At 52.6% G+C, this 24,566-nt stretch carries 22 protein-coding genes; 6 read left to right on the plus strand and 16 right to left on the minus strand.

Annotation, left to right across the window (positions count from 1 at the left end; genetic code table 11):
- Positions 1 to 93: 93 nt before the first annotated feature.
- On the minus strand, positions 94 to 561 hold the full coding sequence (locus tag ETC05_RS16400; protein ID WP_253264040.1) for a hypothetical protein: 468 nt from the start codon (positions 559 to 561) through the stop codon (positions 94 to 96).
- Between the two features lie 637 nt (positions 562 to 1,198).
- Here ETC05_RS16400 and ETC05_RS17950 point away from each other — a divergent pair.
- Positions 1,199 to 1,435 carry a hypothetical protein gene (locus ETC05_RS17950; RefSeq protein ID WP_253264041.1) on the plus strand — a complete coding sequence of 79 codons (237 nt, stop codon included), beginning with the start codon at positions 1,199 to 1,201 and terminating at the stop codon, positions 1,433 to 1,435.
- Positions 1,436 to 1,567: 132 nt separating this feature from the next.
- Here the strand turns inward: ETC05_RS17950 and ETC05_RS16410 are convergent, their stop codons facing one another.
- The 3 genes from ETC05_RS16410 to ETC05_RS16420 form a co-directional block, all read right to left on the minus strand.
- On the minus strand, positions 1,568 to 2,413 hold the full coding sequence (locus ETC05_RS16410; protein ID WP_031406988.1) for a DegV family protein: 846 nt from the start codon (positions 2,411 to 2,413) through the stop codon (positions 1,568 to 1,570).
- A 206-nt stretch (positions 2,414 to 2,619) separates the two neighbouring features.
- Positions 2,620 to 3,294, minus strand: coding sequence for a response regulator (locus ETC05_RS16415; protein WP_171661473.1), 675 nt, complete (start codon positions 3,292 to 3,294; stop codon positions 2,620 to 2,622).
- Complete coding sequence (locus ETC05_RS16420; RefSeq protein WP_171661474.1) at positions 3,291 to 4,472, minus strand: sensor histidine kinase; 1,182 nt, start codon at positions 4,470 to 4,472, stop codon at positions 3,291 to 3,293. The genes ETC05_RS16415 and ETC05_RS16420 overlap by 4 nt, the downstream gene beginning before the upstream one ends.
- Before the next feature lie 221 nt (positions 4,473 to 4,693).
- Between ETC05_RS16420 and ETC05_RS16425 the strand changes: the two genes are divergently transcribed.
- From ETC05_RS16425 to ETC05_RS16445, 5 genes are all read left to right on the plus strand, one after another.
- Positions 4,694 to 5,335 (plus strand): YigZ family protein, encoded by a 642-nt coding sequence (locus tag ETC05_RS16425; protein WP_031406982.1) that lies wholly within the window; start codon positions 4,694 to 4,696, stop codon positions 5,333 to 5,335.
- A 32-nt stretch (positions 5,336 to 5,367) separates the two neighbouring features.
- The gene (locus ETC05_RS16430; RefSeq protein ID WP_171661475.1) at positions 5,368 to 6,375 is read left to right on the plus strand and encodes an LCP family protein; all 1,008 of its coding nucleotides are present in this window, start codon (positions 5,368 to 5,370) and stop codon (positions 6,373 to 6,375) included.
- A 241-nt stretch (positions 6,376 to 6,616) separates the two neighbouring features.
- Entirely contained in the window at positions 6,617 to 9,058 is a 2,442-nt protein-coding gene (locus tag ETC05_RS16435) for an SH3 domain-containing protein (protein WP_171661476.1), read from the plus strand.
- A gap of 222 nt (positions 9,059 to 9,280) precedes the next feature.
- On the plus strand, positions 9,281 to 9,958 hold the full coding sequence (locus tag ETC05_RS16440; RefSeq protein ID WP_171661477.1) for an SH3 domain-containing protein: 678 nt from the start codon (positions 9,281 to 9,283) through the stop codon (positions 9,956 to 9,958).
- A gap of 3 nt (positions 9,959 to 9,961) precedes the next feature.
- Complete coding sequence (locus ETC05_RS16445; protein WP_171661478.1) at positions 9,962 to 11,296, plus strand: SpoIID/LytB domain-containing protein; 1,335 nt, start codon at positions 9,962 to 9,964, stop codon at positions 11,294 to 11,296.
- 331 nt (positions 11,297 to 11,627) lie between these two features.
- Here ETC05_RS16445 and ETC05_RS16450 read toward each other — a convergent pair whose 3' ends face one another.
- From ETC05_RS16450 to ETC05_RS16505, 12 genes are all read right to left on the minus strand, one after another.
- Positions 11,628 to 12,884, minus strand: coding sequence for a glycosyltransferase family 4 protein (locus ETC05_RS16450; RefSeq protein ID WP_031406975.1), 1,257 nt, complete (start codon positions 12,882 to 12,884; stop codon positions 11,628 to 11,630).
- Positions 12,881 to 13,147, minus strand: coding sequence for a hypothetical protein (locus ETC05_RS16455; RefSeq protein ID WP_171661479.1), 267 nt, complete (start codon positions 13,145 to 13,147; stop codon positions 12,881 to 12,883). Before ETC05_RS16455 ends, ETC05_RS16450 begins: the two co-directional genes overlap by 4 nt.
- Complete coding sequence (locus ETC05_RS16460) at positions 13,144 to 14,226, minus strand: glycosyltransferase (RefSeq protein ID WP_171661480.1); 1,083 nt, start codon at positions 14,224 to 14,226, stop codon at positions 13,144 to 13,146. Before ETC05_RS16460 ends, ETC05_RS16455 begins: the two co-directional genes overlap by 4 nt.
- Positions 14,223 to 15,338, minus strand: coding sequence for a glycosyltransferase (locus ETC05_RS16465; protein WP_171661481.1), 1,116 nt, complete (start codon positions 15,336 to 15,338; stop codon positions 14,223 to 14,225). Before ETC05_RS16465 ends, ETC05_RS16460 begins: the two co-directional genes overlap by 4 nt.
- Positions 15,339 to 16,727, minus strand: coding sequence for an O-antigen polymerase (locus tag ETC05_RS16470; protein WP_171661482.1), 1,389 nt, complete (start codon positions 16,725 to 16,727; stop codon positions 15,339 to 15,341).
- A gap of 12 nt (positions 16,728 to 16,739) precedes the next feature.
- Complete coding sequence (gene wecB / locus ETC05_RS16475) at positions 16,740 to 17,798, minus strand: non-hydrolyzing UDP-N-acetylglucosamine 2-epimerase (RefSeq protein WP_031406965.1); 1,059 nt, start codon at positions 17,796 to 17,798, stop codon at positions 16,740 to 16,742.
- Between the two features lie 32 nt (positions 17,799 to 17,830).
- Positions 17,831 to 19,279, minus strand: a complete 1,449-nt coding sequence (locus ETC05_RS16480; RefSeq protein WP_031406963.1) for a lipopolysaccharide biosynthesis protein — start codon at positions 19,277 to 19,279, stop codon at positions 17,831 to 17,833.
- Between the two features lies 1 nt (position 19,280).
- Complete coding sequence (locus ETC05_RS16485; RefSeq protein ID WP_031406961.1) at positions 19,281 to 20,012, minus strand: acyltransferase; 732 nt, start codon at positions 20,010 to 20,012, stop codon at positions 19,281 to 19,283.
- A gap of 17 nt (positions 20,013 to 20,029) precedes the next feature.
- A complete protein-coding gene (locus ETC05_RS16490; RefSeq protein WP_031406959.1) occupies positions 20,030 to 21,343 on the minus strand; it encodes a nucleotide sugar dehydrogenase in 1,314 nt (437 codons plus the stop codon).
- Between the two features lie 16 nt (positions 21,344 to 21,359).
- Entirely contained in the window at positions 21,360 to 22,373 is a 1,014-nt protein-coding gene (locus tag ETC05_RS16495; protein WP_031406957.1) for a Gfo/Idh/MocA family protein, read from the minus strand.
- On the minus strand, positions 22,370 to 23,107 hold the full coding sequence (locus tag ETC05_RS16500) for a GumC domain-containing protein (protein WP_031406956.1): 738 nt from the start codon (positions 23,105 to 23,107) through the stop codon (positions 22,370 to 22,372). The genes ETC05_RS16495 and ETC05_RS16500 overlap by 4 nt, the downstream gene beginning before the upstream one ends.
- Before the next feature lie 118 nt (positions 23,108 to 23,225).
- The gene (locus tag ETC05_RS16505) at positions 23,226 to 24,344 is read right to left on the minus strand and encodes a DegT/DnrJ/EryC1/StrS family aminotransferase (protein WP_171661483.1); all 1,119 of its coding nucleotides are present in this window, start codon (positions 24,342 to 24,344) and stop codon (positions 23,226 to 23,228) included.
- Positions 24,345 to 24,566: the final 222 nt, after the last annotated feature.

Genomic DNA, 24,566 nt, shown 5'->3' on the forward strand with positions numbered 1-24,566 from the left:
GACTTTTCAACTCGGCAGGCAATTGTGCAGAAGTTGATTCGAAGAATCTATATTCATGGCGAGGATATTGAAATAGAGTGGAATTTTTAACGATTAACTTATGTATTCGTTTCCTGCCCCGCATACCGCCCAAACGATCAGCTCGCTTCGGTCAAGCACCGCCTGGCGGACAGCCTGCGCGGCCTCCTCTTGGGCGGCGGACAATTCCCCGTCCCAAGCGAGCGGCGATTCATAACGGCTAGAAGGAAGAGGCAAGGCCGCATGAACAAGGCGGGTGCAAGTGATGATGCGCCCCATCACCAAGCACTTGCGGCAATACGTGCAATCCGATCCGCAGCGGGCGCACGGAAACGCGGCAAAAAGATGGGGAGCGTCATTTCCGCAACGGACGCAGCGCCAGGCGCGCGCTGTTTTGATGAGCCCGGGCTGTTCGTGAAGCAAACCCGTCTGGACAGCGGCGGCGATTTCTTCATCGGGAAACGGCAGCTGCTCCCGCGGGAGACGCTGGCCGTTCAGCCAGGAAACGAGCGGCGAAGCAACGGAAGATGGGAGAATGTACAATGAGCATCACTCCTTTTGAAATTCAAGAAAAGCATGTTCCCGAGCTGGGAGCCAAAAAGAGCGGGTGGCTCAGTGATGCGGTAAAAACGCGCTCCCCCCCAGGGTGAAAGGTTTTGAGCGCATCAATGAGCCAGTGTTATGGAGAAAGAGCGGAGCTGACGATGTTTTTCCCTAAAAGGCGGGTGGAAAACCGCTGTTCCCCTTGATCGATGAGTTGAATGTGTGAAAAGAAGGAACGACGCTACAAGGTTTTTCTAGTTGAAAAACGAAGCGAGAAAGCGGTTGTGCTAGCAAATCACCGCCCTTCTAACAAAATGATGAAAAGATGGGGAGGAAGCAAAAAACGGCAGCCTTCGATCGGCAAAGAAAGTGGAGGCAAAAAGGGCTTCCCAATGGAGTCAAGATGTGGTTGGACCGCCTTTTTCACAACCTATCTATCGACCTTCGAAAGAAAAGGATAAAGCGAAATCCGACAACATCAAAAATCCACGGAGAGTCATCGAGTCGATCGACAACGTGTTTCGACAACATTCCCAGGGAAATAGCGACACATTTTTCAGGAAAGGAAAACCGTTCGACAAGTTCGGCCAGCCCCACATCTCCGGTCCGTTTCATAAAGCGGAGAGAGAAGAAGAAGATGCAGCTGACGAATTTGACATTCCACACACTTAAAGGAATAGGCTTTCTCGCTCTTATGTTTGTCACGGATGAATTCGTCAGCTGCGAGCGGTTATGGAGAATACAGCCGAAGGAGAGCGGCTCACGAAATGGCGGTGCAGCGAAGCTGGACGAGGAACAGGAAAAATTCCATATGAATAAGATCCACATTGCTAAAGACTCATTCCGATCATTTCGTTCCATGAAAGCCAAATAGGAAAGACTAAACCATCTTGATCGACGAGACAGCCAAAACTAGACAACAAATTCGCCGCGGCGCAAGGCGGAGTGGACCGTTCCGCCTTGCGCCCGGCTATCAAGCCTCGAGGCGGCGATTGGCGGCCCCGGCCTACGGCTGATACCACGTCAACCCGAGCGCCCCTTCGCCGACGTGGGTGGCGATGACCGGGCCGAAATAGCTGATCCAAAACTCGACGTGCGGATAGCGGGCGGACAGCTCGTCGCGCCAGCGGCTCGCCTCATCCGGCTGGTTGGCATGGATGATGGCGGCTTTGAGCGGCACGCCTTTGTCCGCATCTTCGGCGAACAGTTCTTCGATTCGTTTGACCGCCTTTTTGCGCGTGCGGATTTTTTCAAATGGCACAATCACTTTGTTTTCAAAGCGAAGAAGCGGCTTGATTTGCAAGAGGCCGCCGATGAACGCCTGCGCCCCGGTCAGCCGTCCGCCGCGCTGCAGGTGGGACAAGTCGTCGACCATAAAATAAGCGCGCAACGTTCGCTTCATTTCATCGAGGCGGGCGAGGATCTCGTCCGGCGTTTTCCCCGCCTGCGCCATCTCGGCAGCTTCAATGGCGTAAAACCCTTGTGCCATGCAGCTGATTTCCGAGTCGTAGGCGTAAACGCTCAATCCTTCGACCATCGTCCCCGCCGTAACCGCCCCTTGGTACGTGCCGCTGATGCCGCTTGAGAGGTGGATGCTGATGACAGCGTCGTACCCTTCCTCACGAATGGCGGTGAACAAGTCAACGAATTCACCGACCGACGGTTGAGACGTCGTCGGCAACGTCGGATGCTGCTTGATTTTGACAAAAAATTCATCAGCCGTCATATCCATCTCTTCGCGATACGTCTCATTTCCGAAAATGACGCTGAGCGGAATGAGGCGAATGCCAAGCCTCTCGCGCACCTCTTTCGGCAAATAGGCGGTGCTATCGGTGACAATTGCCGTTTTCACGAACGTCCTTCCTTCCTGATTTCGGATTTTCTTCCATTATACCAAAAAAGAGACACACCCACTACGAAAAGTGGAAGGAGCCCGGTCGCTTCTCGAGGCAGTTCAACGCCGCACGGCCGTTGCAACAAAAGACATGCCAAACAGAGGCAGTACGGAAACTCTCCCAAGATCAGCTAAGGGGGTTACGATAAGGAAACTCCTAACGGTCAGCGCACCTCAACCCAGCCGTTTTTGATCGCTACCACAACGGCTTGCGTCCGGTCGTTGACATTTAATTTTTGCAAGATGCTGCTGACGTGGTTTTTCACCGTTTTCTCGCTAATGTACAGCGCCTCGCCGATGGCGCGGTTGCTTTTGCCGTCAGCTAAAAGCTGCAGCACTTCGCACTCGCGCCGCGTCAACAAATGGAGCGGACGGCGCACCTCCTGCTTGACCGCTGCGCCGCCTTTTTCCGTCGCCAGGCGACGGTATTCGCGAATCAAGTTGTGCGTCACTTTTGGATGCAAATATGACCCACCTTCGGCGACGATTCTCACCGCTTCAATCAGTGTATCTGCATCCATCTCCTTCAACAAATACCCCGTTGCTCCCGTCTGCAAGGCGCGCATGACATAGTTTTCATCGTCATGAATCGACAACACAACCACTTTCGTATCAGGGTAAGCTTCAATCAGCTGTTTCGTCGCTTCAACGCCGTTGATGTCCGGCATGTTAATGTCCATCAGCACCAAATCTGGGCGGTATGTTTCGACGATCGAAAGCGCTTCGCTGCCGTCGCTTCCTTCCGCTACGACTTCAAAATCGCCCTCAAACTCCAAAATGCGCTTGATGCCCTCACGAAACAGCTGGTGATCGTCGATAATCGCGATGCGTGTTTTCATCGTTTCCTCTCCTCCTTGTTCGTTTCGTCAGTCGAGCGGTCGAGCGGAACGCGAATGAACACGGTCGTTCCGTGGCCAATCTTTGAGCGGATGGCCAGCGCGCCGCCGAGTAGCTCCACCCGCTCCCGCATTCCGATCAAGCCGAACGTATTTTCTTTTTTCACCGATGGATCAAACCCTTTGCCATCGTCTTTGACGCTGACAAGCAGATGATGGCACGTCACTTCCATTTTGACGTCGATATGGTGCGCTTCGGCGTGCTTCAAAGCGTTTTGCACCGACTCTTGGACAAGCCGAAACACAGCCGCCTCCATCCGCGACGGCAGCCGAATTTCTTCGCCGATATGTACAAAGGAAATATGGACTCCTTTATTATATTCTTCGGTCGTTTGCAAGTATTTTTTTAGAGTCGGAACCAATCCTAAATCATCAAGCGCCATCGGCCGCAAATCGTAAATGATGCGGCGCACTTCGGACAAAGCCGAGCGCACCATTTTGCGAAAATCGCGAATTTCGGCGATCGCCGCCTCTGTCCCTCGCTCTTTGATCACCTTTTCGACCAAATCAGACCGAAGAAGGACATGAGCGAGCAGCTGCGCAGGGCCGTCATGGATTTCCCGCGACAGCCGACGACGCTCTTCTTCTTGGGCTTCAATGATTTTCAACCCAAATTCCTGCTTTTGCTTCGCTCCTTCAATGAGCTCGCCGACTTGGCGGAAATCGCTGTTTAAGTAGTGGAGCACGACGGTAATCTGTCCAACCAAATAATCGGCGCGTTCGATAATTTGCACCAGACTCGCCAATCTCCGCTCGAGCTCGTCGCGGCGCAGCCGCAACTGTTTCTCCCGCTCGCGCACCATCGCCAGTTTCATATGCAGCTCGTGCGCCTGTTCATACGCCTCGCGAATATCTTGCTCCGAGTGGGTGGAAAAGTTTTGGCTCACTTCCGACAGGCGGCGGCGCGCCTGACGCGCTTCCATTTCCAGCTGATCCGCTTCTTCGATCGCCTGCACTGTCAGCCGCTTCACCTCCTCGAGTTCGCGAAGCAGATGGTCATGCTCTTGACGCGACTGCTCCCCGATGCGGAAAATTTCGTCTTTGCTATGTTGAACGGTGTCGATCATTTTTTCGACAATCCGATCTAACTGCTTCACGTCCCATTGTTTTGCCTCAGCCATTTGCCAACCTCCAACAGCGCTGCCAAACGGTACGCATGGGCGCCAGCAAAATTTGTTTGAAGGAAAAAAGTTGTCGATTTATAATAATAAAAGCATGCCCTATCTATTGCTCTTTTATTTTCAGTTTACCATAATTAGAATCGAGCGCTAGCCATTCATGCAAAAAAAAATAAACAACATTAAACCGTTTTCGCGTTTTTTGTATGTTGAGGTGTTTTGCTTTGTTGCAAACATATTACACGGTCAAAGGATATGGCGAACACGAAATCGTGATCGAAAAGTCACGGTTTATTTGCTATGTCAATCGCGCTGAAACGGAAGAAGAGGCTGTCGCCTTTATTCAACAGATCAAGAAAAAACATTGGGACGCGACCCACAACTGCTCCGCCTATTTGATCGGCGAGCATGATCAAATCCAAAAAGCGAACGATGACGGCGAGCCGAGCGGCACTGCAGGGGTGCCCATGCTTGAAGTGCTGAAGAAAAAAGGGGTGAAAGACACCGTCGCCGTTGTCACCCGCTACTTCGGCGGCATCAAGCTCGGCGCAGGCGGGTTGGTGCGCGCTTACAGCCGCGCCGTCTCCGAAGGCCTGAATGCTGCCGGCATCGTCGAGCGTCGGCTCATGCGCGTCATGCATGTCACGATCGACTATCCATGGCTCGGGAAAGTGGAAAATGAACTGCGCTCTTCCGTATATGCGGTGAAAAATATCCACTATGCCGATCGCGTCACCTTTGACGTTCTCGTTCCCGAGGACGGTCAGTCTTCGTTCGGCGAGTGGATGACCGAACTGACAAACGGAAGGGCGGACATTCAGGCGGGAGCGATGGAGTATGCCGAGCGGCTGCTTCCGTCTTCCTAAAACGACACCGTAAAGGAAAGAAGGGTTAAACGATGAATCATACAAGAAAAACGATGAAAAAGCGGAAGAAAAAAAAGCGGCTCCGCCGATTCTTTTTGCTCGTGTTTTTTCTTTTGCTCGGGGGCGTCGGCGCTTTTGGCTACAATATTTATTCCGAGACGAAACAAGCGTCAAGCAAAATTTATCAAGCTCTCGATCCATCAGGTAAGCCGCCGAAGAATATCGAAATGCACAAAGATCCGTTTACCGTGCTGTTGGTTGGGGTCGAAAACCAGTACCACGACGAGGAGGGACGGTCTGATGTCGTCATGTTGTTGACCGTCAATCCGAAAACGAACAAAGTGTATTTGTTAAGCATTCCGCGCGACACGCGCGTTTACATCCCGAGCGAAGGGCGGAAAGACAAAATCACCCACTCCTACAGTCATGGAGGCATTCAATCGACAATTGAAGCCGTCAATGAGCTGATCGATGTACCGATCGACTATTACGTGACGACTGATTTTGAAGGGTTCGAAAAAATTGTCGATTCGTTAGGCGGCGTCACGGTGGATGTTCCGTTCACATTCAAAGCCCAACTGACAGGTTCGCTCAAATGGCATACGTTCCATAAAGGCAAACAAGAGTTGAACGGCAATGAAGCGCTCGCCTATGTGCGCATGAGAAAATCCGACCCCCGCGGCGACTTTGGCCGAAACGAGCGGCAAAAACAAGTCATTCGTGCCATTATTGACAAAAGCACGTCCATCACCTCGCTGCCGAAGCTGGATGACGTCATCGCCGATTTAGGGGATCACGTGCGGACGAACATCCCTCCGTCCGATTTGTTGTCGTTCATCTATGTCTATCAAAAAATGAAGAACGCGGATGTAGAAAATTTACATTTGAAAGGATACGACGAAACGATCAACGGCGTGTACTACTACATCCCTGACGAGCAATCGGTCAGCTCAATCAATGAAACGCTTCGGCAAGCGCTTGAGACGTCCAACGCCTCCCTCACACGCAACGATTCGCCGTCGGCGCAAAGCGAAAATTAATAGTCTGTAAGAAAAGGTGCCCAAAAGACCACAACCGGGCACCTTTTTTCCTATTTTGACCGCCACACACATATGAGCTTTCTCGTCTTCCGCAACCGTCATCGTCCTCTCATTCTCCCTTTTTCAACAAAACATTTCATTTTTCCTCATAATAGGACTGAATTCGGGTTGGATAAAACGGCAAAATTCGCTATGATAGTATAGAAAACGCAAACTTGAGAAAAAAGGGGGGATCGAATCCTTGAAAAAAACGCTTCTTTCCGTCTTGTTGGCGACTTGCCCACTATGGCCGTCAGCCGCCTTGGCTGCAGATGGGAGTCCATCCTCATCGCCCCTTATGGTCGCTGAGCAGAACTCTTTGCTAAGGAGGGGAGCGACCGATTCATATCAAGTCGTCGGATCGATTCCGGCTGGCCAACAAGTGAAGATCATCGACAAGTTCCAAAATGCTGCTGGCGAAACGTGGTACCGCATCGAGTACGGAGGCGTCACCGGCTGGGCGCGGGCCGACAGCTTTTCTGAAGCGCGCGTCTCTTCTGCTTTTCCTACCGTGATGTTCGCCAAACAAGACTCGTTGCTGAGAAGAGGAGCGACGGATTCATATCGAGCCGTTGGTTCGATTCCCGCTGGCCAACAAGTGAAAGTCATTAATGAGTTTCAAAATGCCTATGGTGAAACGTGGTACCGCATCGAATACGGAGGCGTCGCCGGCTGGGCGCGGGCCGACAGCTTTTCCAACCAACCGCCTTCTATGCTCGTCGGAAAGCGGGCAGTCATCGCCGCTAACGACATTGCGATGCGCAAGGGGGCATCCCCTTACTATCCAATCGTGAAAACACTGTCTAACGGCGATGTCGTCTCCATCATTGCCGAGTTCACCAATTCGCTCGGGGAACAGTATGTGCGTGTGGAATGGGCGGGAGTCAAAGGATGGGTAAAAACGGAACAGATCTACATACCGGAACAGCTTCCGACACTTTTGCCGGCATTCATGAACGTTGTGCAGTCCTCCCCGGTTCGCCGCGGGGCGAGCGTCCATTACCGCGCCGTCGCCACAGTGTCACGCGGTCAATCTGTCAAGGTGATCGATTTGTTCGTCACACATGGTCAGGAGCTTTGGTACCGCGTTGATCTCGGACATGTCCGAGGATGGGTGTCGGAAAAAGTGTTGTCGATGTCATCAACCATTTCGGTTCCAAGCGGTGTCTCGGATACGTCCAGCATCTCAGGCCAGCCGCTGACGGTCAGCGTGTCGGTCGCCAATGTGCGGCAAGCTCCATCTTTAAAAGCAAAAGTCGTCACCCAACTGAAAAAGGGAACCAAACTGAACAGCCTGTCAAGCGCCAAAGATGCGTCGGGAGCGCTTTGGTACAAAGTGTCCCTCAATGGAAAAACGCTCGGCTGGGTGCACGAGACGGTCGTAACCAAGTCCTACCTTTCCCCACCAGCCAGCGAAGGGATGCAAAAACAGGTGACAACCGCTAATGCGGCGCTGTTTGCCGAACCTTCGTTGAGCGCCGCAGTCATCGAGCGGATTGCGAAAAACAGAATGGTCACGGTTTTGAAGACGACAGACGCGTCTCCGTTCGACTGGGTGCAAGTCACCTCTGCATCGGGAAAAACGGGATGGATGCCGGCGTTTGAAGTAAAAGCCCCATCCTACGTATACGTCAAACAGGCCAACACTCCGTTACGACGAGGTGCATCTTCGAACTATCAATCGTTGAAGGCGTTGGCAGCGAACGAGCGGCTTGCTGTCCTGTACGAATATCATGGGTGGCTGAATGTCGAAACATCCAATGGCGTCCGCGGATGGGTTGAGGAATCGAGCACCTCTACCGTCGCCTTAAATAGTCTCGTTGAACCAACGTTTTCCACCATCAACGAAGATGCCTATTTGATATGGAGAAAAACTTCCAATTTCCGCGTCTCCTATTCGTTGTTGCCGGGCAATCGTCTGAAAATCACCGGCTCGTTTTCCTACGCTGAAGTCCCGTCGACCGATATTCCCGGCATACAAACCGTGGAATGGACCGGCAGCAGCCTGCTCATCACCTTTGAACCGGGGTACACATTCACCCTTCGCCATTACAGCGACCGATTGACGCTGAAAATTCTCGAGACCGGGCTCAAAGGCAAAAAAATCATCATTGACGCAGGACATGGAGCGCACGACACGGGAGCGATCGGTCCTGGCGGCACGCGGGAAAAAGATATTACTCTCGACACCGCCTTATTGCTAAAAGAAGAATTGGAACGGGCCGGGGCCATCGTCAAATTGACGCGGAGCACCGACATCTTTTTGGAGCTGTCTGAACGGACATGGATCGCCAACAGTTCCGATTACGACGCCTTCATCAGCATTCACGCTGACTCGTACTCGCGGACATCTCGCGGAACGACAACGTACTACAACGTATCGAGCAACTTCAATGGGCCAAAAAGCCAACAGTTGGCCGCCATTGTGCAAAAACATCTTGTCCAACAGCTCGGAACGTACGACCGCGGCCATAAAACGCAAGACTATTACGTCAACCGAAAAAACGAGCTGCCAAGTATTCTTGTTGAGCTCGCCTTCCTCTCCAATCCAAATGAGGAGGCGCTGCTCAAAACGAAAGCGTTCCGCCAAAAAGCGGCCGTCGGCATTCGCGAAGGATTGGAAGAGTATTTCAGTCAATTCTAGTTTGTTCGTATTCGGAGAATAATAGCATGAGAAGGCCGGTAATGCAATGGATGGAAAACCTTTACAACGGAGTTCGTCAAACCGAGGAACATGACAGCATCGCATTGTCATTCCCCGCGATTTCTCATGAACCGAGCGAATCCGTTGGGGCTCACCGGCCTTTTCGTTAGGAAAGCTATTATTCTCCTTTCTTTGCCATATCCAAAAACGGGGGAGATGAACATGATGAAACGAAAATCCAAATGGGCCGTTGCTGCCAGCCTGGCGGTCGGAATGACGGCAGGCGCTCTCTTGTTTACGCCATCAGCGATGAAAGCATCGGAAGAAGTCGTGTTAGCGAGCGTCGACTGGGTGACTTCCCAGCTCAACCCAATGAAAAACGACATTGCCAACTTGAAAACGCAACTGACCGCCCAACAACAACAAATTCAACAACTTCAACAACAACTTGCCAGCAAGCCCGCTTCGCCGTCTTTACCTTCTGTCGTCTATGTAGTGAAAAACAATGCGGCCATCCGCAGCGGAGCGTCAACGAGCTACCGCGTCATCACTTATAAACAGGCAGGATCTTCACTGCAAGTAGTCGGGGCGCACCTTACTTCCCAAGGATTGTGGTACAACATCGTTCTCTCCTCTTCGTCGAAAGGTTGGATTTATTCCGGCGATGTCTCGACATCCGCCGTCAGCAGCGACAGCACCAAGCATGTCATCGCCACAGCCGCAGTCAATATTCGAAAAGGAGCGACGACTTCTTATCCGATTATTGCGACCGTTCCAAAGGGAACAGTGATGGTCTATATTCAGCCGTTTACCAACAGCAAAGGGGAGAAATGGTACAACGTGCAACTGTCTGATGGGCGTCGGGGTTGGATGGCCGCTGAATTTGGTGAGGTGAAGTAGACGGTGAAAAAATTGGCGTGGTTGGCCGTCGGCCTGTTTTTGCTCATCATCTCTCCTTCCGCTTCGAACGCCGCTGGGGTGAAAACGTACAACAATCCCGTGCAAGTCCTTGTATATAAAGGGACATCGGTGACAGTCGCCGTCGAAGGAAACTATCAAATCGTCAATAAAGAGACGTTGACGATCACCCCGCTGCCAAGCGGGACAAGCCTGACATTCCGGTCTTCCTCTTCGACCGTGTTTGTCACGTACAACGGAAAAACGGATTTTTCAAGCACGGGATTTACCATTCAAGAAACGATCGGCGCTGCGCCGTTGTCGCTGGTGAAAGTGAATCAAACCCGTTATCGCGGCAGCGTCGACATTCGCTTGCAAAGCAACGTCTTGTATGCTGTCAATATTTTAGATATGGAAGATTATTTAAAAGGAGTCGTACCGAGCGAGATGCCTGCCTCTTGGCCGCTCGAAGCGCTGAAGGCGCAAGCCATTGCGGCCCGAAACTATGCCTATAAACATAAAACAAGTTTGACGACCAATCCAAACACACAGACGTATAAAGGATATGATGGAGAATCTCCACGATCGAACGCGGCAGTGGATGCGACAAGAGGATTGTATCTGAAATATAATGGCAGTGTCATTGAAACGTATTACCACTCGACAAGCGGCGGCAGAACCGCCAATGTAAGCGACGTCTGGAACTCGTCGCAAACCGCCTACCCATATTTAGCGAGCGTCGATGACCCGTATGAATCATCGCCATACAGCCGATGGTCATTCACCTTCTCCCCAGCTGTGCTGTTGCGTTCGTTCGGGTTCACCGATCCATCAGTCGTTTTATACGACGTTTCGATTGCCAAAACCGGCGCGAACGGAGAAGTGGGTGCCGTCACGATTGAAACCTCGGTAGGCGAAAAAACGGTGAAAGGCAATGAGACGACCATCCGTAAACTGTTCCCGCTAGACGGCAATCAATTTTACGGCATCTTGCCGTCCAACTGGTTTGACATTCAAGTGCAAAAAAGCGGACCATCCGTGTCGATTCAAACGGCCAGCGGCAACATCGCCGCCTCTTCCTTGTCATCTTACTCCGTCCAAACAGGGAGCGGAACCGTTTCGCTCGCCGGCGTCGAAGGAATCAAGGTGCAAACAACGGATGGCATCGTGCCGCTTTCCGCCTCGCCGTCAGGGGTTAGCTCGATCACTGTCACTGGAAAAGGATGGGGGCACCGGATCGGCATGAGCCAATACGGAGCAAAAGCATTCGCCGAGCGCGGATGGACGGCAGAGCAAATTTTAGAGCATTACTTCCGTGGGGCGGAAGTCTCGTTCGAGTGATCGCATGGCCATTGGATAAAGAAAACGATCATTCCATATAGAGGCCATGTTTGAAGCTTTCCCATTTGCAGCTTTTACCGAGGATGGGATCGACTGTCGAGCGACCGAACCACGCCGCTTCCAGGCCCATCGAGGAGTCTGTGAAGCAGGCGGTTGTTCGATCTTCCGTCACGCCTTGGCTTGCTTTCGACAGTCGAACATGGACCAACCGCTTTTCCGTCAAGAATCTGTTCCACGTCTTCGTTGCATCTATCCAAATGGAAACATAGCCACTTTTCCCCTAAAAGAAAAGAAAGGGCATCCTGCTTATAAGCTGACGCCCTTTCCTTTTTTATTGTTCTGCCGGCCAAACGGATTCGCGATTTGTTTCATCGCTAAGGGCGTGAAGCAAATCATCAACAATTCGCTTCCAAGAATATTGCTCCACCGCCAACTTGCGCCCATTTTCCGCCATCTTTTCGTATTCCTCGCTCGGAAGGCAAAGCAACTCGAGAACCGCGGCAGCGATCTGTTCAGGATTTTCTGGAGGAGCGATTTTTCCGCAATGGTATGTTTCTAAAATCTCTGCGCTCTCCCCTTCGCCGCAATACAGCACCGGGGTTCCGGTGGCGATCGCCGGGAAAATTTTCGACGGCCTTGCTCCTTTAAACAAATCGATATTGCGCAACGAAACGATGCTGTAATCGGTGATGGAGAAAATCGCTGGCATCTTCTCAACCGGAACGGATCCGTAAAACGTCACGTTGTCAAGGCCAAGCTCTTCTTTTAACGCCATCAACTTTTCTCGCTCTTGGCCGTCGCCGACAAACAGGAAATGCGCCCGTTCATCTTTTGCTTTGACGATGGCCGCCGCCCGCAACACCGAATCGAGCCCTTGGGCGTATCCCATCGTTCCGGCGTACGTAAACACCACTTTTCCTTCGAGCCCTAATTCCGCAAGCAACTCTTTGTTTTTCGGCAGCGGGCGAAACACATCCGTGTTGACGCCGTTCGGCAATAAAAAGACATCCTCGGGCGCCTTTCCTTGTTCAATCATATAATCGCGAATGCCTTCTGTCGCGGCAGCGATTTTCCAAGCCTTCCGGTATAAAAACAGCTCGAGCCATCTCGCCATTCGGATGAACAGCCGATTTTTCAAAATGCCGAGCTCAACGGCCGATTCCGGCCAAATGTCAGCGACGTTGAAAACAAACTTCGCCCGTTTCAACTTCGCGCCCACGTACCCGGTGATCCCTAAAAACAACGGCGGGGAATTGCAAATGATCACATCCGTCGGCTTCGCTTTCACAAGCAATGAATAAAACGAGCTGAACGTAAATGAAAAATACGAAGCGAGTCGCTTCCAAAAGCTCCCCTTTGGCGACGGATAAATCCATGTCCGATGAACGGGAATGCCGTCCCATTGTTCAAACAAATAAAACAGGCCGCGGTATGGCTCCGGGATGACGCCGTGCGGATGATGCGGGAATGCCGTGAGCACTTCCACTTGATGCCCCCGTTTGATCAGCTCTTTGCTCACCTCATACACACGAATTTGCGGTGCGCCCGTTTCCGGTGGGAAGTGTTGGCATAGGTAAATGATCCTCATCGTCCGCTCCACACCACTTTCCCCCAAAATCGCAAACAAACGTTCCATTTCGAGCGCCAAGAGGTGAGCGCAAACGAGGCGTGGAAAAAGGGCAACGCCCCCCTGGCATCGTTCCGCTGTCCTTGGATGTATAGTCGTTGCCGTAAGCCAACGGCCATCACGAGCTTGCCAACGTAAAGCCGCCGGCTTCGCGTCCTAGCCGCCGCTTTCGGCAACAAACGAGCACCAACCGCGGCGGCTGATATGACGGCTTTGTTCCTCATCGACTCCCTCCACCGCCTTTCAACGTTTGTTCATACAATCGGATCATGCGCATCGCATTTTCCGTCCAATCGTAATGTTCATGAACATGGTTGACGCCGTTTTCCCCCATTCGTTGCCGCAGCCTCTCATCAAGCAACAGCCGTTCGAACGCCTCCGCTAGCTTTTCCGGACTGTTTTTCGGCACAATCAACCCCGTTGTTCCCTCACGGACGACTTCCGGCAATCCACCGACGTTGGAGACGACAACGGGAACGCCGCACGCCATCGCCTCGACGGCGGCAACGCCAAAACTTTCGCTGTCTTCCGTCGAAGGCACGGCGAAAATATCCATTTGATTGATGTACAGTGGCACTTGTTCGTTCGGAACTTTGCCGACAAACGTCGTCACGGATTGGATGCCGAGGCGGGCGCACAGCTCCTCGTATTCACTTCGCTGCGGCCCATCGCCGACGATCAACAGCTCCGTTTGTGGATGCCGCTCGTGCACAACGGCAAACGCTCGAATCAAATCAGCGATCCCGTACTTGTCCGAAAGAGCTTTCACTGTGCCGATCGTCACGGTCCGTTTCGGCTGTTTCGGCAATGGTTTGAAGCGGGCGACATCCACCCCAAACGGCGTCACCTCGATCGGTTTGTCCGTATACTTTCCGGTTTCTTTCGCCATCACATGACTTGTCGAACAAATGACATCCGCTCGCTGCAATGTATATTCAAGCATCCGTCGGTTCCAGCGATTGGCATTCGGAAACTGATACACGTCGCGTCCCCAGACAGAGACGTAAAACGGATGATACCCCGCAAGCGCCCCGATCAACCCGTAGCTGGAGGCATAATGAGCGTGCAAAATATCTGGTTGAAACGAAGCGAGCAGGCGCTTTAGCGCAAAGACAGTGGAAAAATACGACAACTTCCCCGGCAGCCATTTCGGCAGCACGACTGTCTCGACTTCTTTCGCTTGCTCCGGCCCGTAATGATCTTTAAACGTCACGACTTTCACGTCGATGCCTTGCGTTTGGTAAAAGCGGGCCCACTTATGCGTATGGATCGATTTGCTTGGAGCCAATAAGGCGACTTTCATCGGAGGCCCCCCACCAACGTTTCTTTCACCTTTTCCACTCTCGCTTCCCATGAATGTTTCGCCATAAACGTCCGCGCAATGCGCAAGCGGCACTCCTCGAGCATGTCCGCCATCTTGGCGATCGCTTCTGCCATCGACGACGGGTTGTCGTCGCAAATGACGCCATACCCATCCGCTTCAATCAATCGCTTTTGCGCCGAACAAGCGGTGGCAACAATCGGCAGGCCGCTCGACAGATAGTCGACCAGTTTGACGGGAACGGAAAAATCATTGTACTCGCTCCGCCGCCGCGGGATGAAGGCGAAATCCATCTCCGCATACAAACGGTCGAGCGCTTCGCCGCTGACGTGCTCGACGCGCACTTGCAAGGCGGCAAGCTCTTCTTTCACCGCAAGCGGCTGCCGCTCGTACTCGTCTTTTCGGCAGACGACGGTGAGCGAAACAAGCGGCTCACGGCGGTTGGCCAGGCGAATCGCCTCAAGCAGGAGCGGAAGCCCGTAGTCGGCATTGTTGATGCCGCCGACATAAATGGCATTCAGCGGCTGTTTTGCCGTCCCGGACCGCTGAAACGGCTTTTGCTTCCCACCCGGCGGCAAATCGACCATCGGGCGGCGGATCGCGACGTATGTTCCCATTTCGAGGCTCGGCAAAAAGATGACATCGCAGTACCGCTCATAAAACCGTTCTTCCCAACGGTATATCATTTGCATGGCCGCTTTTTTCCAACCGCGGAGCGGATACAAATCAGGGAACTTCCAATAGACGTCGCGGTAAAAGACGCCAATGGGAACGTTGCGGCCTTTCAGGTAGCGGAGCACATCCCGATCGACGAACGGACGCTGCGGCCGGTGTCCTGGATCAGTGAGCCAAAGCGGAATCGTCTGGTTTTCCATATAGCAAAACCAGACATCATCGAGCTTGCCTTGGCTGCGGAGCTCTTGAAATTGCTTTTCCCGCTCGGCGGACGTGCCAGCGATCAGAAGAACGTCCACTCCCTCCTTCGCTCCCCAACGCAAAAACGCCTGATGCATTTCATACGGCCGCAGCTTGGACCCGCTGTTTCGTTCCGCGGCGAGTGAAAACGGGTAATAAATCAATACGGTTTTCATCATTCATCCCTCATCCGTGATTCGCCTTTTCGCTGCAAACCATGCCCGTAAGTCCCCCTGCACCCGCAGCCATAGCGCCATGCCGCCAAACAACGCCACGATCAGCACCCAGGTCGGATTGAACAAAAAATCGGTGAACCCACCGACAAGGGTGCGGGGGATGTTAATGGAAAAATAAACGAACAAACTTAAAAACAAAGGATTTTTCGGAAGACGTAGAAACCCAATGTACAACAGCTGCGTCACAACGCCGACATAGAGCGTGCCGACGACGATTCCCACATAGCCGAAGTTCGCATACGCCTCAGCGACAAAAAGCGTGTTGAGCACTCCTCCTGTCCCGTCTTCGATCCGCTCCGGGAATACGTGCGCCATCACGAGGCGAGCGGAGCGAACATTCTCAACATCAAACAAGTTGGTCAAAAATGATGGAAGGCTTTTTCCATAAAGAAACGGCAGCGCTTCGCCGAACATGTTCAAATGAAGAAACGTCGGCGCGATTTGAGCGAAAATCATACGGCCAATAGGACCTTTATTATAAGACAAAAACGTGTCAATGTCCCGCACCCCTTGGATGACCATGTACATGCCGATGAGCACGAGCGCCCCGACCCCACCGTAGAGCGCTAGTTTCGCCGCCGATAGCTTTGTTTTTCCCACATAAATGCGCAGGAGCAAAAACATCATTACATAAAAGAAAATCGGTGACTTCGCCAAATCATACACATTGACGAATACCGCTCCGACGAACAGGCCAAGAAACAACAACTTCCACCGCCATTCGTTTGTGAGCACGGCAAACAAATAGGCGGCCAATGATAACAGCGGCGTAAGCGTAATGGCAAAAATATTGCGGAACAGCACATTTCCGGCAAAATGACGCGATGCCTCAATGCGCAACGCCGCCAAGCTTTCGTCTGTCCCAGTAAATAGCGCAAACACTGGAATCGTCGGCGTTTTCCAAATCATGTACGCAATGGCGGCAAAACTGAGCAGGGACAGGGCCAAAAACGAATAAAACACTTGATTGCCTGTCGCTCCGGTCAACGGGGAAAGCGGCTTGCGCATATAAGCGCGAAACTCCTGCCTAGCTTCAAATCCGAACAGCCTTGAAACGACCACCATCGACAGCGGGAACACAATCATAACGAAGCTGACGACGAAAAACCCAATCTGTCGGTATTCTTCGGGCCGAAACAACTTGCGAATCATGTAGTAATGATCCATTCCCAATGCGATCAGCAACGCGCCAATGAAGCTCGACAGAAGAAACGAGTAATAGTACACAATCGACACTAGGTTAGGCGCCGTCAATGAAAGCGTCCCCGCTGCATAGCGAAACATCAAGGTGGAGGCGACAAAAACGATCAACCAGATCAACACGTCCAACATGCCGACGCACCCTTATCGCTGCCCGATCGCCGCCACGATTTTCTCCGCCGCATGCCCATCGCCAAAGACGTCCGCATAAACGGGGGCGACTTCCTTGTGAACCGCCGCGACGATCTTCTCGCGGTCCGTGCCGGTTAAGATGTTCGCTCCCCCTTCGAGCGTTTCCACCCATTCAGTTTGTTCGCGCACCGTTACGCAAGGCACGCGCAGGAAATAGGCTTCCTTTTGCACGCCGCCTGAATCGGTGATGATTTTTTTCGCGCCGCTCTCCAGCCTCAGCATGTCCAAATAACCGACCGGATCGATCAGCCGAAGCCCGGGGATCGTTGAGACGTCCAACCCGTATTCTTCCAGCTTATGCCGTGTCCGCGGATGAATCGGCCACACTTTCGTGCCGTCGATGTCCGCAAAGGCAGCCAAAATGGCTTTCAATTTGTCGGGGTCATCGGTATTTTCCGCTCGGTGAATGGTGATCAAGTAGTAGGATTGTTCCGCCAGCGACAAATCAGCCAAAATCGTCGATTGGCGCTGTGCGAGCTCTTTGTTGTACAAAATGGCGTCATACATGACGTCGCCGACATTCCAGACGTTTCGCGTAATGTTTTCTTTGCGTAAATTTTCCACGGCTGTCTCCGTTGGGCAAAATAAGAGCTCGGAGACATGATCGGTCATAATGCGGTTGATTTCTTCCGGCATCTGCTTGTTGAAGCTGCGCAGTCCGGCTTCGACATGGATGACGGGAATATGGAGCTTCGCCGCGACAAGAGCGCCCGCGAGCGTCGAGTTGGTATCGCCATAGACGAGCACATAATCCGGTTTTTCCTTCAGAACGATTTCCTCAATTTTGATGAGCATTTCCCCTGTTTGCTTTCCATGGCTGCCTGAGCCTACCCCAAGATAGTAGTCAGGCGTCGGAATGTTCAACTCCTCAAAAAAAATGGCCGACATATTTGGATCATAGTGTTGCCCGGTATGGATCAGCACTTCGGTATATTGTTTTCGCAAGACGCGCGAGACGGGGGCAGCCTTGATAAACTGCGGTCTGGCGCCCAACACGGTGGCAATTTTCATCTGAAACACCTCCTAGATCAGATGACCGGTTATCAAGTATTTTGCACATTTTCTCCCTCGATCGTGCGCACCGGACGCCGCAAATCACGATCAACCCGGGTGGCAAACAGCATGGCGGCAAACAAGCCCCAACCAGCGAGCACCCAACCGTCAGCAAGCGGCGCCTGCTGGACATAGACGATGACGATGAGGGCGAGCAATGTACCGACCAAAATGAAATTCATCTTTTTCCATGACACCGGCACGGGATACACTTGCTGGCTTTTGCGAAAAATGAAAGCCACAGCGACCATATACGTCATGAGGCTGGCTGCAACCGCCCCCCAGCTGAGCCAAAGCGGCACCAAAACGGCGTTCAACACAAGGTGAAGAAGCGCTGCTAACGTGAACACTCGTGAAATATAGCCGGTTTCCTTTGTCAAAAATAAACCGGTGGACAAAATCAAATAATAAAAATTCAAAAAGGTCACGGCCGACAAAAACGGGATATAAGCGGATGCTTCCCGGTATTCCGGCTTGAAAAACGTCTCGACCAGCCACGGACTTACCGTCGCGATCGCCACCAAACCCACGGCTCCGATGACAAGAAGCGCCATATACACTTTCGCAAACAGCTCACGGTGTCCAGGGCGATCTTTCATCGACATCGAATACGGCCGCCAAGCCATTTGCACCCCGCTCGTAATCAAGGTAATCACCGTCGCCAACCGTAAGGCTACCCCAAACACTCCCACTTCCTCCAATGAGGCAAAATGTTTGAGAAACAATGTGCTGACATTGGCGATCGCCCAAAAGGCGAGCGAAGTCGGCACAAGCGGCGCCCCGTAAGCCAAAAGCTGCTTGACTACATCCCAACGCACACGCCACACCATGTACTTTACCGTGAAGTGAAGCATCAACAAAAAGACGAGTGCGCTGCTGACTAGGCGGCCCATCAGCAATCCTTCGGGAGTGGCCGCCAACCAACGGAGTGCCGCGTACGACAGCACGGCGACCAGCGACATCTTCACCAGCGTCCAGATGACGACCGATTTCGTCCGAAATTCAAAGCGCATGACCGTTGTCGCTACAACGAAAATCGTATCAAGCAACAAGGTCATAAGACTAAGATACAACAAATCGACATCGCCAGGCTCATCCAACAGGGCATGCGCTATCCATGGTCCAGCCACCACGACGGCGAAAAACAAGAGAGCGACTATGAACAGCCGAACATACATGACGTTCCGCACATACAAAAGGCGCTTCTCTTTGTCATCCGTGTCGTAATAGTAAAAAGAGAGCGCCGAATCCGTTCCAAAAATGACGAGAAACGTCAGCATCGACGTCCATTGGTCAATCAAGTAGACCGCTCCATACTGCGCCTTGGACAAATAGCTTGTATAAACCGGCAGCATCAAAAACGCGATCAGCTTCGTGCCGACGTTCATAAACGCGTAAAGGAGCGAATCCGCTCCTAAACGCTTGAATGCTGCGAACAATTTACAACAACTCCCGCTCGTCCACCATTTTGCTGAAACGCGCCGGGAATCCTTTGACGACGGTTTTCGGTTCCGTATCTTTCGTAACGAGCGCTCCGGCGGCGACGAACGTTTCTTCCGCCACCGTCACGCCCGGCAGCAAAATCGCTCCGCCCCCAACACGCGCTCCGCGCTTGATGGTCGCCCCTTTGATTTTCGCAAATCGCTCCTCCGTCCGCCCCATGTAGTTGTCGTTGGTCGTCGTGACGCACGGGGCGATGAACACATGATCTTCGATCGTCGTGTAAGCCGTGATGTAGGAGTTCGACTGGATTTTCGTCCGATCGCCGATTTGGACGTGGTTTTCGACGCACACCCCGCGCCCGACGATCACATATTGGCCGATGTGCACGTTTTCGCGCACGCTCGCCAAATCAGCGATCAATGTGTAGGCGCCGATCGTCGCTCCTCGATAGATGACAGCATTGGCGCCGATCGTGCAATGGTCGCCAATGACAAGCGGCGGCAGCTCACCCGACAGCTTGACGGTGCTCGTTTTCGCCGGCTTCGGCGGTTTGCCGAGCACCGCGCCGTCGGCGATCGTCACGCCGTCCCCAATGACCGTTCCTTCGTGAATCGTGACGCGATGGCCGATTTTAACGTCATTCCCGATTTTTACATTCGCCTCGATGACAGTGAAATGGCCGATTTCGACACGTTCACCGCAAACAACAGAGGGATCGACAATATGCATCGTTTCGTCTCCTTCGCTTACAATTTGACGTATTTGGCTGGTTTCGACACATCTTTCATGGCGTTGCGTGTGTCAAACACGACGCGGCTGTGACGAGCGACCATTTCATAGTCGATGTTGGAATGGTCGGTCGCAATCAAGACAAGATCCGACTGCTCCAGCAATTCCGGCGTCAGCTCGACCGTCTCCACCACCCGGTTGCACGCCCGGAACGACGGAACATACGGGTCGACGACCGCAAACTCCGCTCCGTATTGCTCGAGCAGCTCGACGATTTTCAACACTGGCGATTCGCGCACATCATCAATATCTTTTTTGTAGGCGACGCCGAGCACCGTCACTTTCGAACCGCGCAGCGCCTTCCCTTCTTCGTTCAAAATGAGCATCGCGCGGTTGACGACATATTCCGGCATGGCGTTGTTGATTTCGCCAGCCAGCTCGATCAAGCGCGTATGGTAGTTGTATTCGCGCGCTTTCCATGTCAAATAAAACGGGTCGATCGGAATGCAGTGGCCGCCAAGCCCCGGTCCCGGATAAAACGCCATAAATCCATACGGCTTCGTTTTCGCTGCATCGATGACTTCCCAGACATCAATGCCCATCCGTTCGCACAAAATGGCCATTTCGTTCGCTAACGCAATGTTGATATGGCGGAACGTGTTTTCAAAAATTTTCTCCATTTCCGCCACCGCTGGACTCGACACTTCATGGACATCGCCTTCAAGCACGGCTCGATACATCGCCGCCGCCACTTTCGTGCACGTCTTTGTCACGCCGCCGACGACTTTCGGCGTATTTTTCGTCTTAAACTGCTTGTTGCCCGGGTCCACCCGCTCCGGCGAATAGGCGACGAACACCGTTTCCCCGACGACAAGTCCTTTTTGCTCCAGCGCCGGCTTCACAATTTCTTCCGTCGTGCCTGGATAGGTGGTCGATTCCAAAACGACGAGCATCCCCTCATGGGCATATTTCGCGATTTCCTTCGCCGAGTTTTCAACGTACGACGTATCCGGCTGGTGATGCGCATCGAGCGGGGTCGGCACCGCGATCGCCACGGCATCGACTTCCGCGATCCGGGCGTAATCGGTCGTCGCCACCAGCCGTCCTTGTTTGACCATTTCATGCAGATCTTCATCGACGACATCGCCAATGTAGTTGATTCCATTGTTCACTTGATCGACACGGCTTTGTTGGATGTCAAAGCCGATGACATGAAACCCTGCTTTTGCTTTTTCGACTGCCAGCGGCAGCCCGACGTAGCCAAGCCCAACCACGCCGATCACCGCATCGCGTTTCTCAAACTTTTGCAACAGCCGTTCCGCGTAGTTCATTCTTCTCATTCCTTTCTTACTCAGATAATTGCACTCTTGTCCCGGTTTCCGCCGAACGCAAAATGGCTTCGATCAGCCGAACAGGAGCCAGTCCGTCCCAACCATTGACGATCGGCTCGCGGTTTTCGCGAATCGCTTGCACCATATCTTCAATGATCCATTGGTGCCCCGGCTTGCCAAACGGGTCGGCGTTGATCTCATCGATGAGCTTTGCTCGCTCTTCCTCACTGACGCCTTCCGCTTCCCACGTTTCGATAAAGTTCGCCGTCCGGCCGCCGATTTTCACTGATGCCGTTTCGCCGAAAATGGCGATCGATTCCTCTAAGTTTTGCGGGTAAATCGTCGTCGCTGCCTCGATGACGCCAAGCGCTCCGCTTTCAAACTCCACAACCGCCGCCGCGACGTCTTCCGTCTCAATCTTGCGCAGACGGGTCGCCGCCATCGCTTGCACCGCCTTGACCGGCCCCATCAACCAAAGCAGCAAATCCAAATTGTGAATCGCTTGGTTCATCAAGACGCCGCCATCGAACGCTTTCGTCCCTCGCCACGCCGCCTGATCGTAATAGGCTTGATTTCGATTCCAGCGCACCGTGGCGTTCGCGTGGCTCAGTTTTCCGAACATCCCGTGCTCCATCGCCTCTTTCAGCTTCCGAATGGCCGGACGGAAGCGGTTCGGATGAACGACCGCGAGCTTCACGTCGTATTCTTTCGCCGCCCGGATCATCTCTTCAGCGTCGCTCGTGCGGAGCGCCATCGGCTTTTCCACAATGATATGACGGCGATAACGGGCCGCCAACTTGGTCAACGGCGCATGCAATCCGGACGGAACACAAATGTTGACGACATCGATCTGTTCGTTCTCCTTCAACATCGTCTCCATGTCAGTGTAAACAGGAACATCCGACACGTCGCGCAGCCGTTCCGGGTTCGTGTCGCACACGGCCGCCAGCTCAGCGCCGTCCGCCTTTTCAATGGCATCGATATGTTTTTTCGCGATATGCCCCATGCCGACAATGGCAAAACGGATCATGAAGAATAGTACCTCCTCGCGTCCAATATATACTTCCAAAGCGTCAGCCAAACGACCGTCAAAAACAGGCCGAGGACAAGGCCGATCGCCGCAAGCTGCCCGGTATACGTTTTCGATTTCGCCACCGTTTCCGACAATACGGCTGGTTTTTCGTAAAAGACAAGATTGCCGCGGATGCGATTGACGCGCTCCATCACTTCGGTCAAATTGTTTTCCGACTCAACCAACAAGTCACTGATGTCATCGAGCTGTTCTGGATTCAAGCGGCCCGACTGGACTTGTTCGCTATAATAATCGACTTTTTGCTGCAATGCGCGCTCCCGTTCTTCCAACGCATGCAAGTATTTCGTGGTGACATCAATCCGTTCTTGTGAATGGCGCTCGAGCTCCTGGCTGTATTCCGACACCACATGCTTCAATTCCCGGCTCACGTCTTGTTCATCGTCGCCTTTGACTGTGATTTGCACGTACTGTTCTTCAGGAACGACGACGTCCAAGTTTTTCACCTCAGGAAACTTCGCTTCTATATTTTTCGGATCCGTCAACTCTTTTACGTCAATTGATCCCGTAAACACGACTGCTTTCCCCGTATACTTCTCCCCCAGCAACAAAAGCCTCCCTGCCATGACGGTCAACACGATCGTCGCAAGCGGAACGAGAAGAAACCACCATTTTCGTTGCCAAAAAAAGCGCAAATATTCGTATAGCACAAACGGTCGTTTTTCCGCCGTCAATCCGGCCACCATCCCTTATCATAAAATAACAAAGTGTTGTGAACAAAACAAATGATCGAACGCCAAAGAAAACGCCATTGCTGTGCGCAAGTGACGTTTCCTTTGACAGGTTGGACGATCAAACGAAATGACGGTAAAATTCCGCGATTTTCTCCACGACGTATTGTTGCTGCTCCTCTTTCAGCTCTGGGAACATCGGGAGCGACAGCGCTTCTTTCGCTGCCTTTTCCGCCTCCGGCAACTGCCCTTCCTTATACCCGAGCGAAGCAAACACCGGCTGCAAATGCAACGGCAGCGGATAGTACACCATCGTCGCGATCCCCTGTTCTCTCAAAAACGCCTGCAGCTCGTCGCGCTTCGGCACGCGAATCGTGTATTGATGGAACACATGATAGCGCCCCTCGACCTCTTTCGGCGTCACGACAAGGTCGCCGACCGCCTCCTGCAGCAGGCGCGTATACGTCGTCGCATGCTGGCGTCGCTGTTCCGTCCAACGATCCAGATGCGGGAATTTGACGCTTAAAATCGCCGCTTGCATCTCATCGAGACGGCTGTTGTAGCCAAGCACATGATGGTAATATTTCGGCTTGCTGCCATGAACGCGGATCACCCTGCATTTTTCCGCCAATTCATCATCGTTCGTAATGATCATGCCGCCATCCCCGTAGGCGCCCAAGTTTTTCGTCGGGAAGAAGCTGTACGTCGCTGCCGTCCCCAGCTCGCCAACGCATTTCCCGTGGTATTTCGCGCCGATGGCCTGGGCGGCGTCCTCAATGACAACCAATCCATGCCGCTTGGCAATCGCAGCGATCGCCTCCATATCCGCCATTTGCCCGTATAAATGCACCGGGATGATGGCTTTCGTTTTCTCTGTTACCGCGGCTTCGATTTGCGCAGGATCGATGTTGAACGTCACCGGATCGATATCGACAAACACCGGTTTGGCGCCAAGCCGCGCGATGGCTCCAGCTGTCGCAAAAAACGTAAACGATGTGGTAATGACTTCGTCCCCTGGGCCGACGCCGGCCGCTTGCAAAGCAATATGTATCGCATCGCTTCCGTTGCCGCAGCCGATTCCGTGTTTCGCCCGGCTGTAGGCGGCAATTTCCGCTTCCATTTTCTTTACATAGTCCCCTAAAATAAAGCGGGAAGAACGCATCACCTCGTCCAATACACGCATGATCTCCGGCTTCAATTGTTCATACTGTTCGCTCAAATCCAACATTGGCACGTTCATCGCAAGTTCCTCCAAATCCAAAAAATATATAGAATAAACATGTTTAGTTTATCACATTTGTGTCAATATATAATGACAGTTTTGTGGCAATCTTGGCCTTGCCGTAAAAAATGAGCGAAGGAATGGCACAAGCTGCATAAACAATAAAAAAGAAGGGTATAATTTTCCAGAGAAGGACAATTCCTGAAAAAAGCCGTTTGTCCCTTTCATGACACAAACGGC

Source organism: Geobacillus sp. BMUD (genome assembly GCF_013096845.1).
GTDB lineage: Bacteria > Bacillota > Bacilli > Bacillales > Anoxybacillaceae > Geobacillus > Geobacillus vulcani.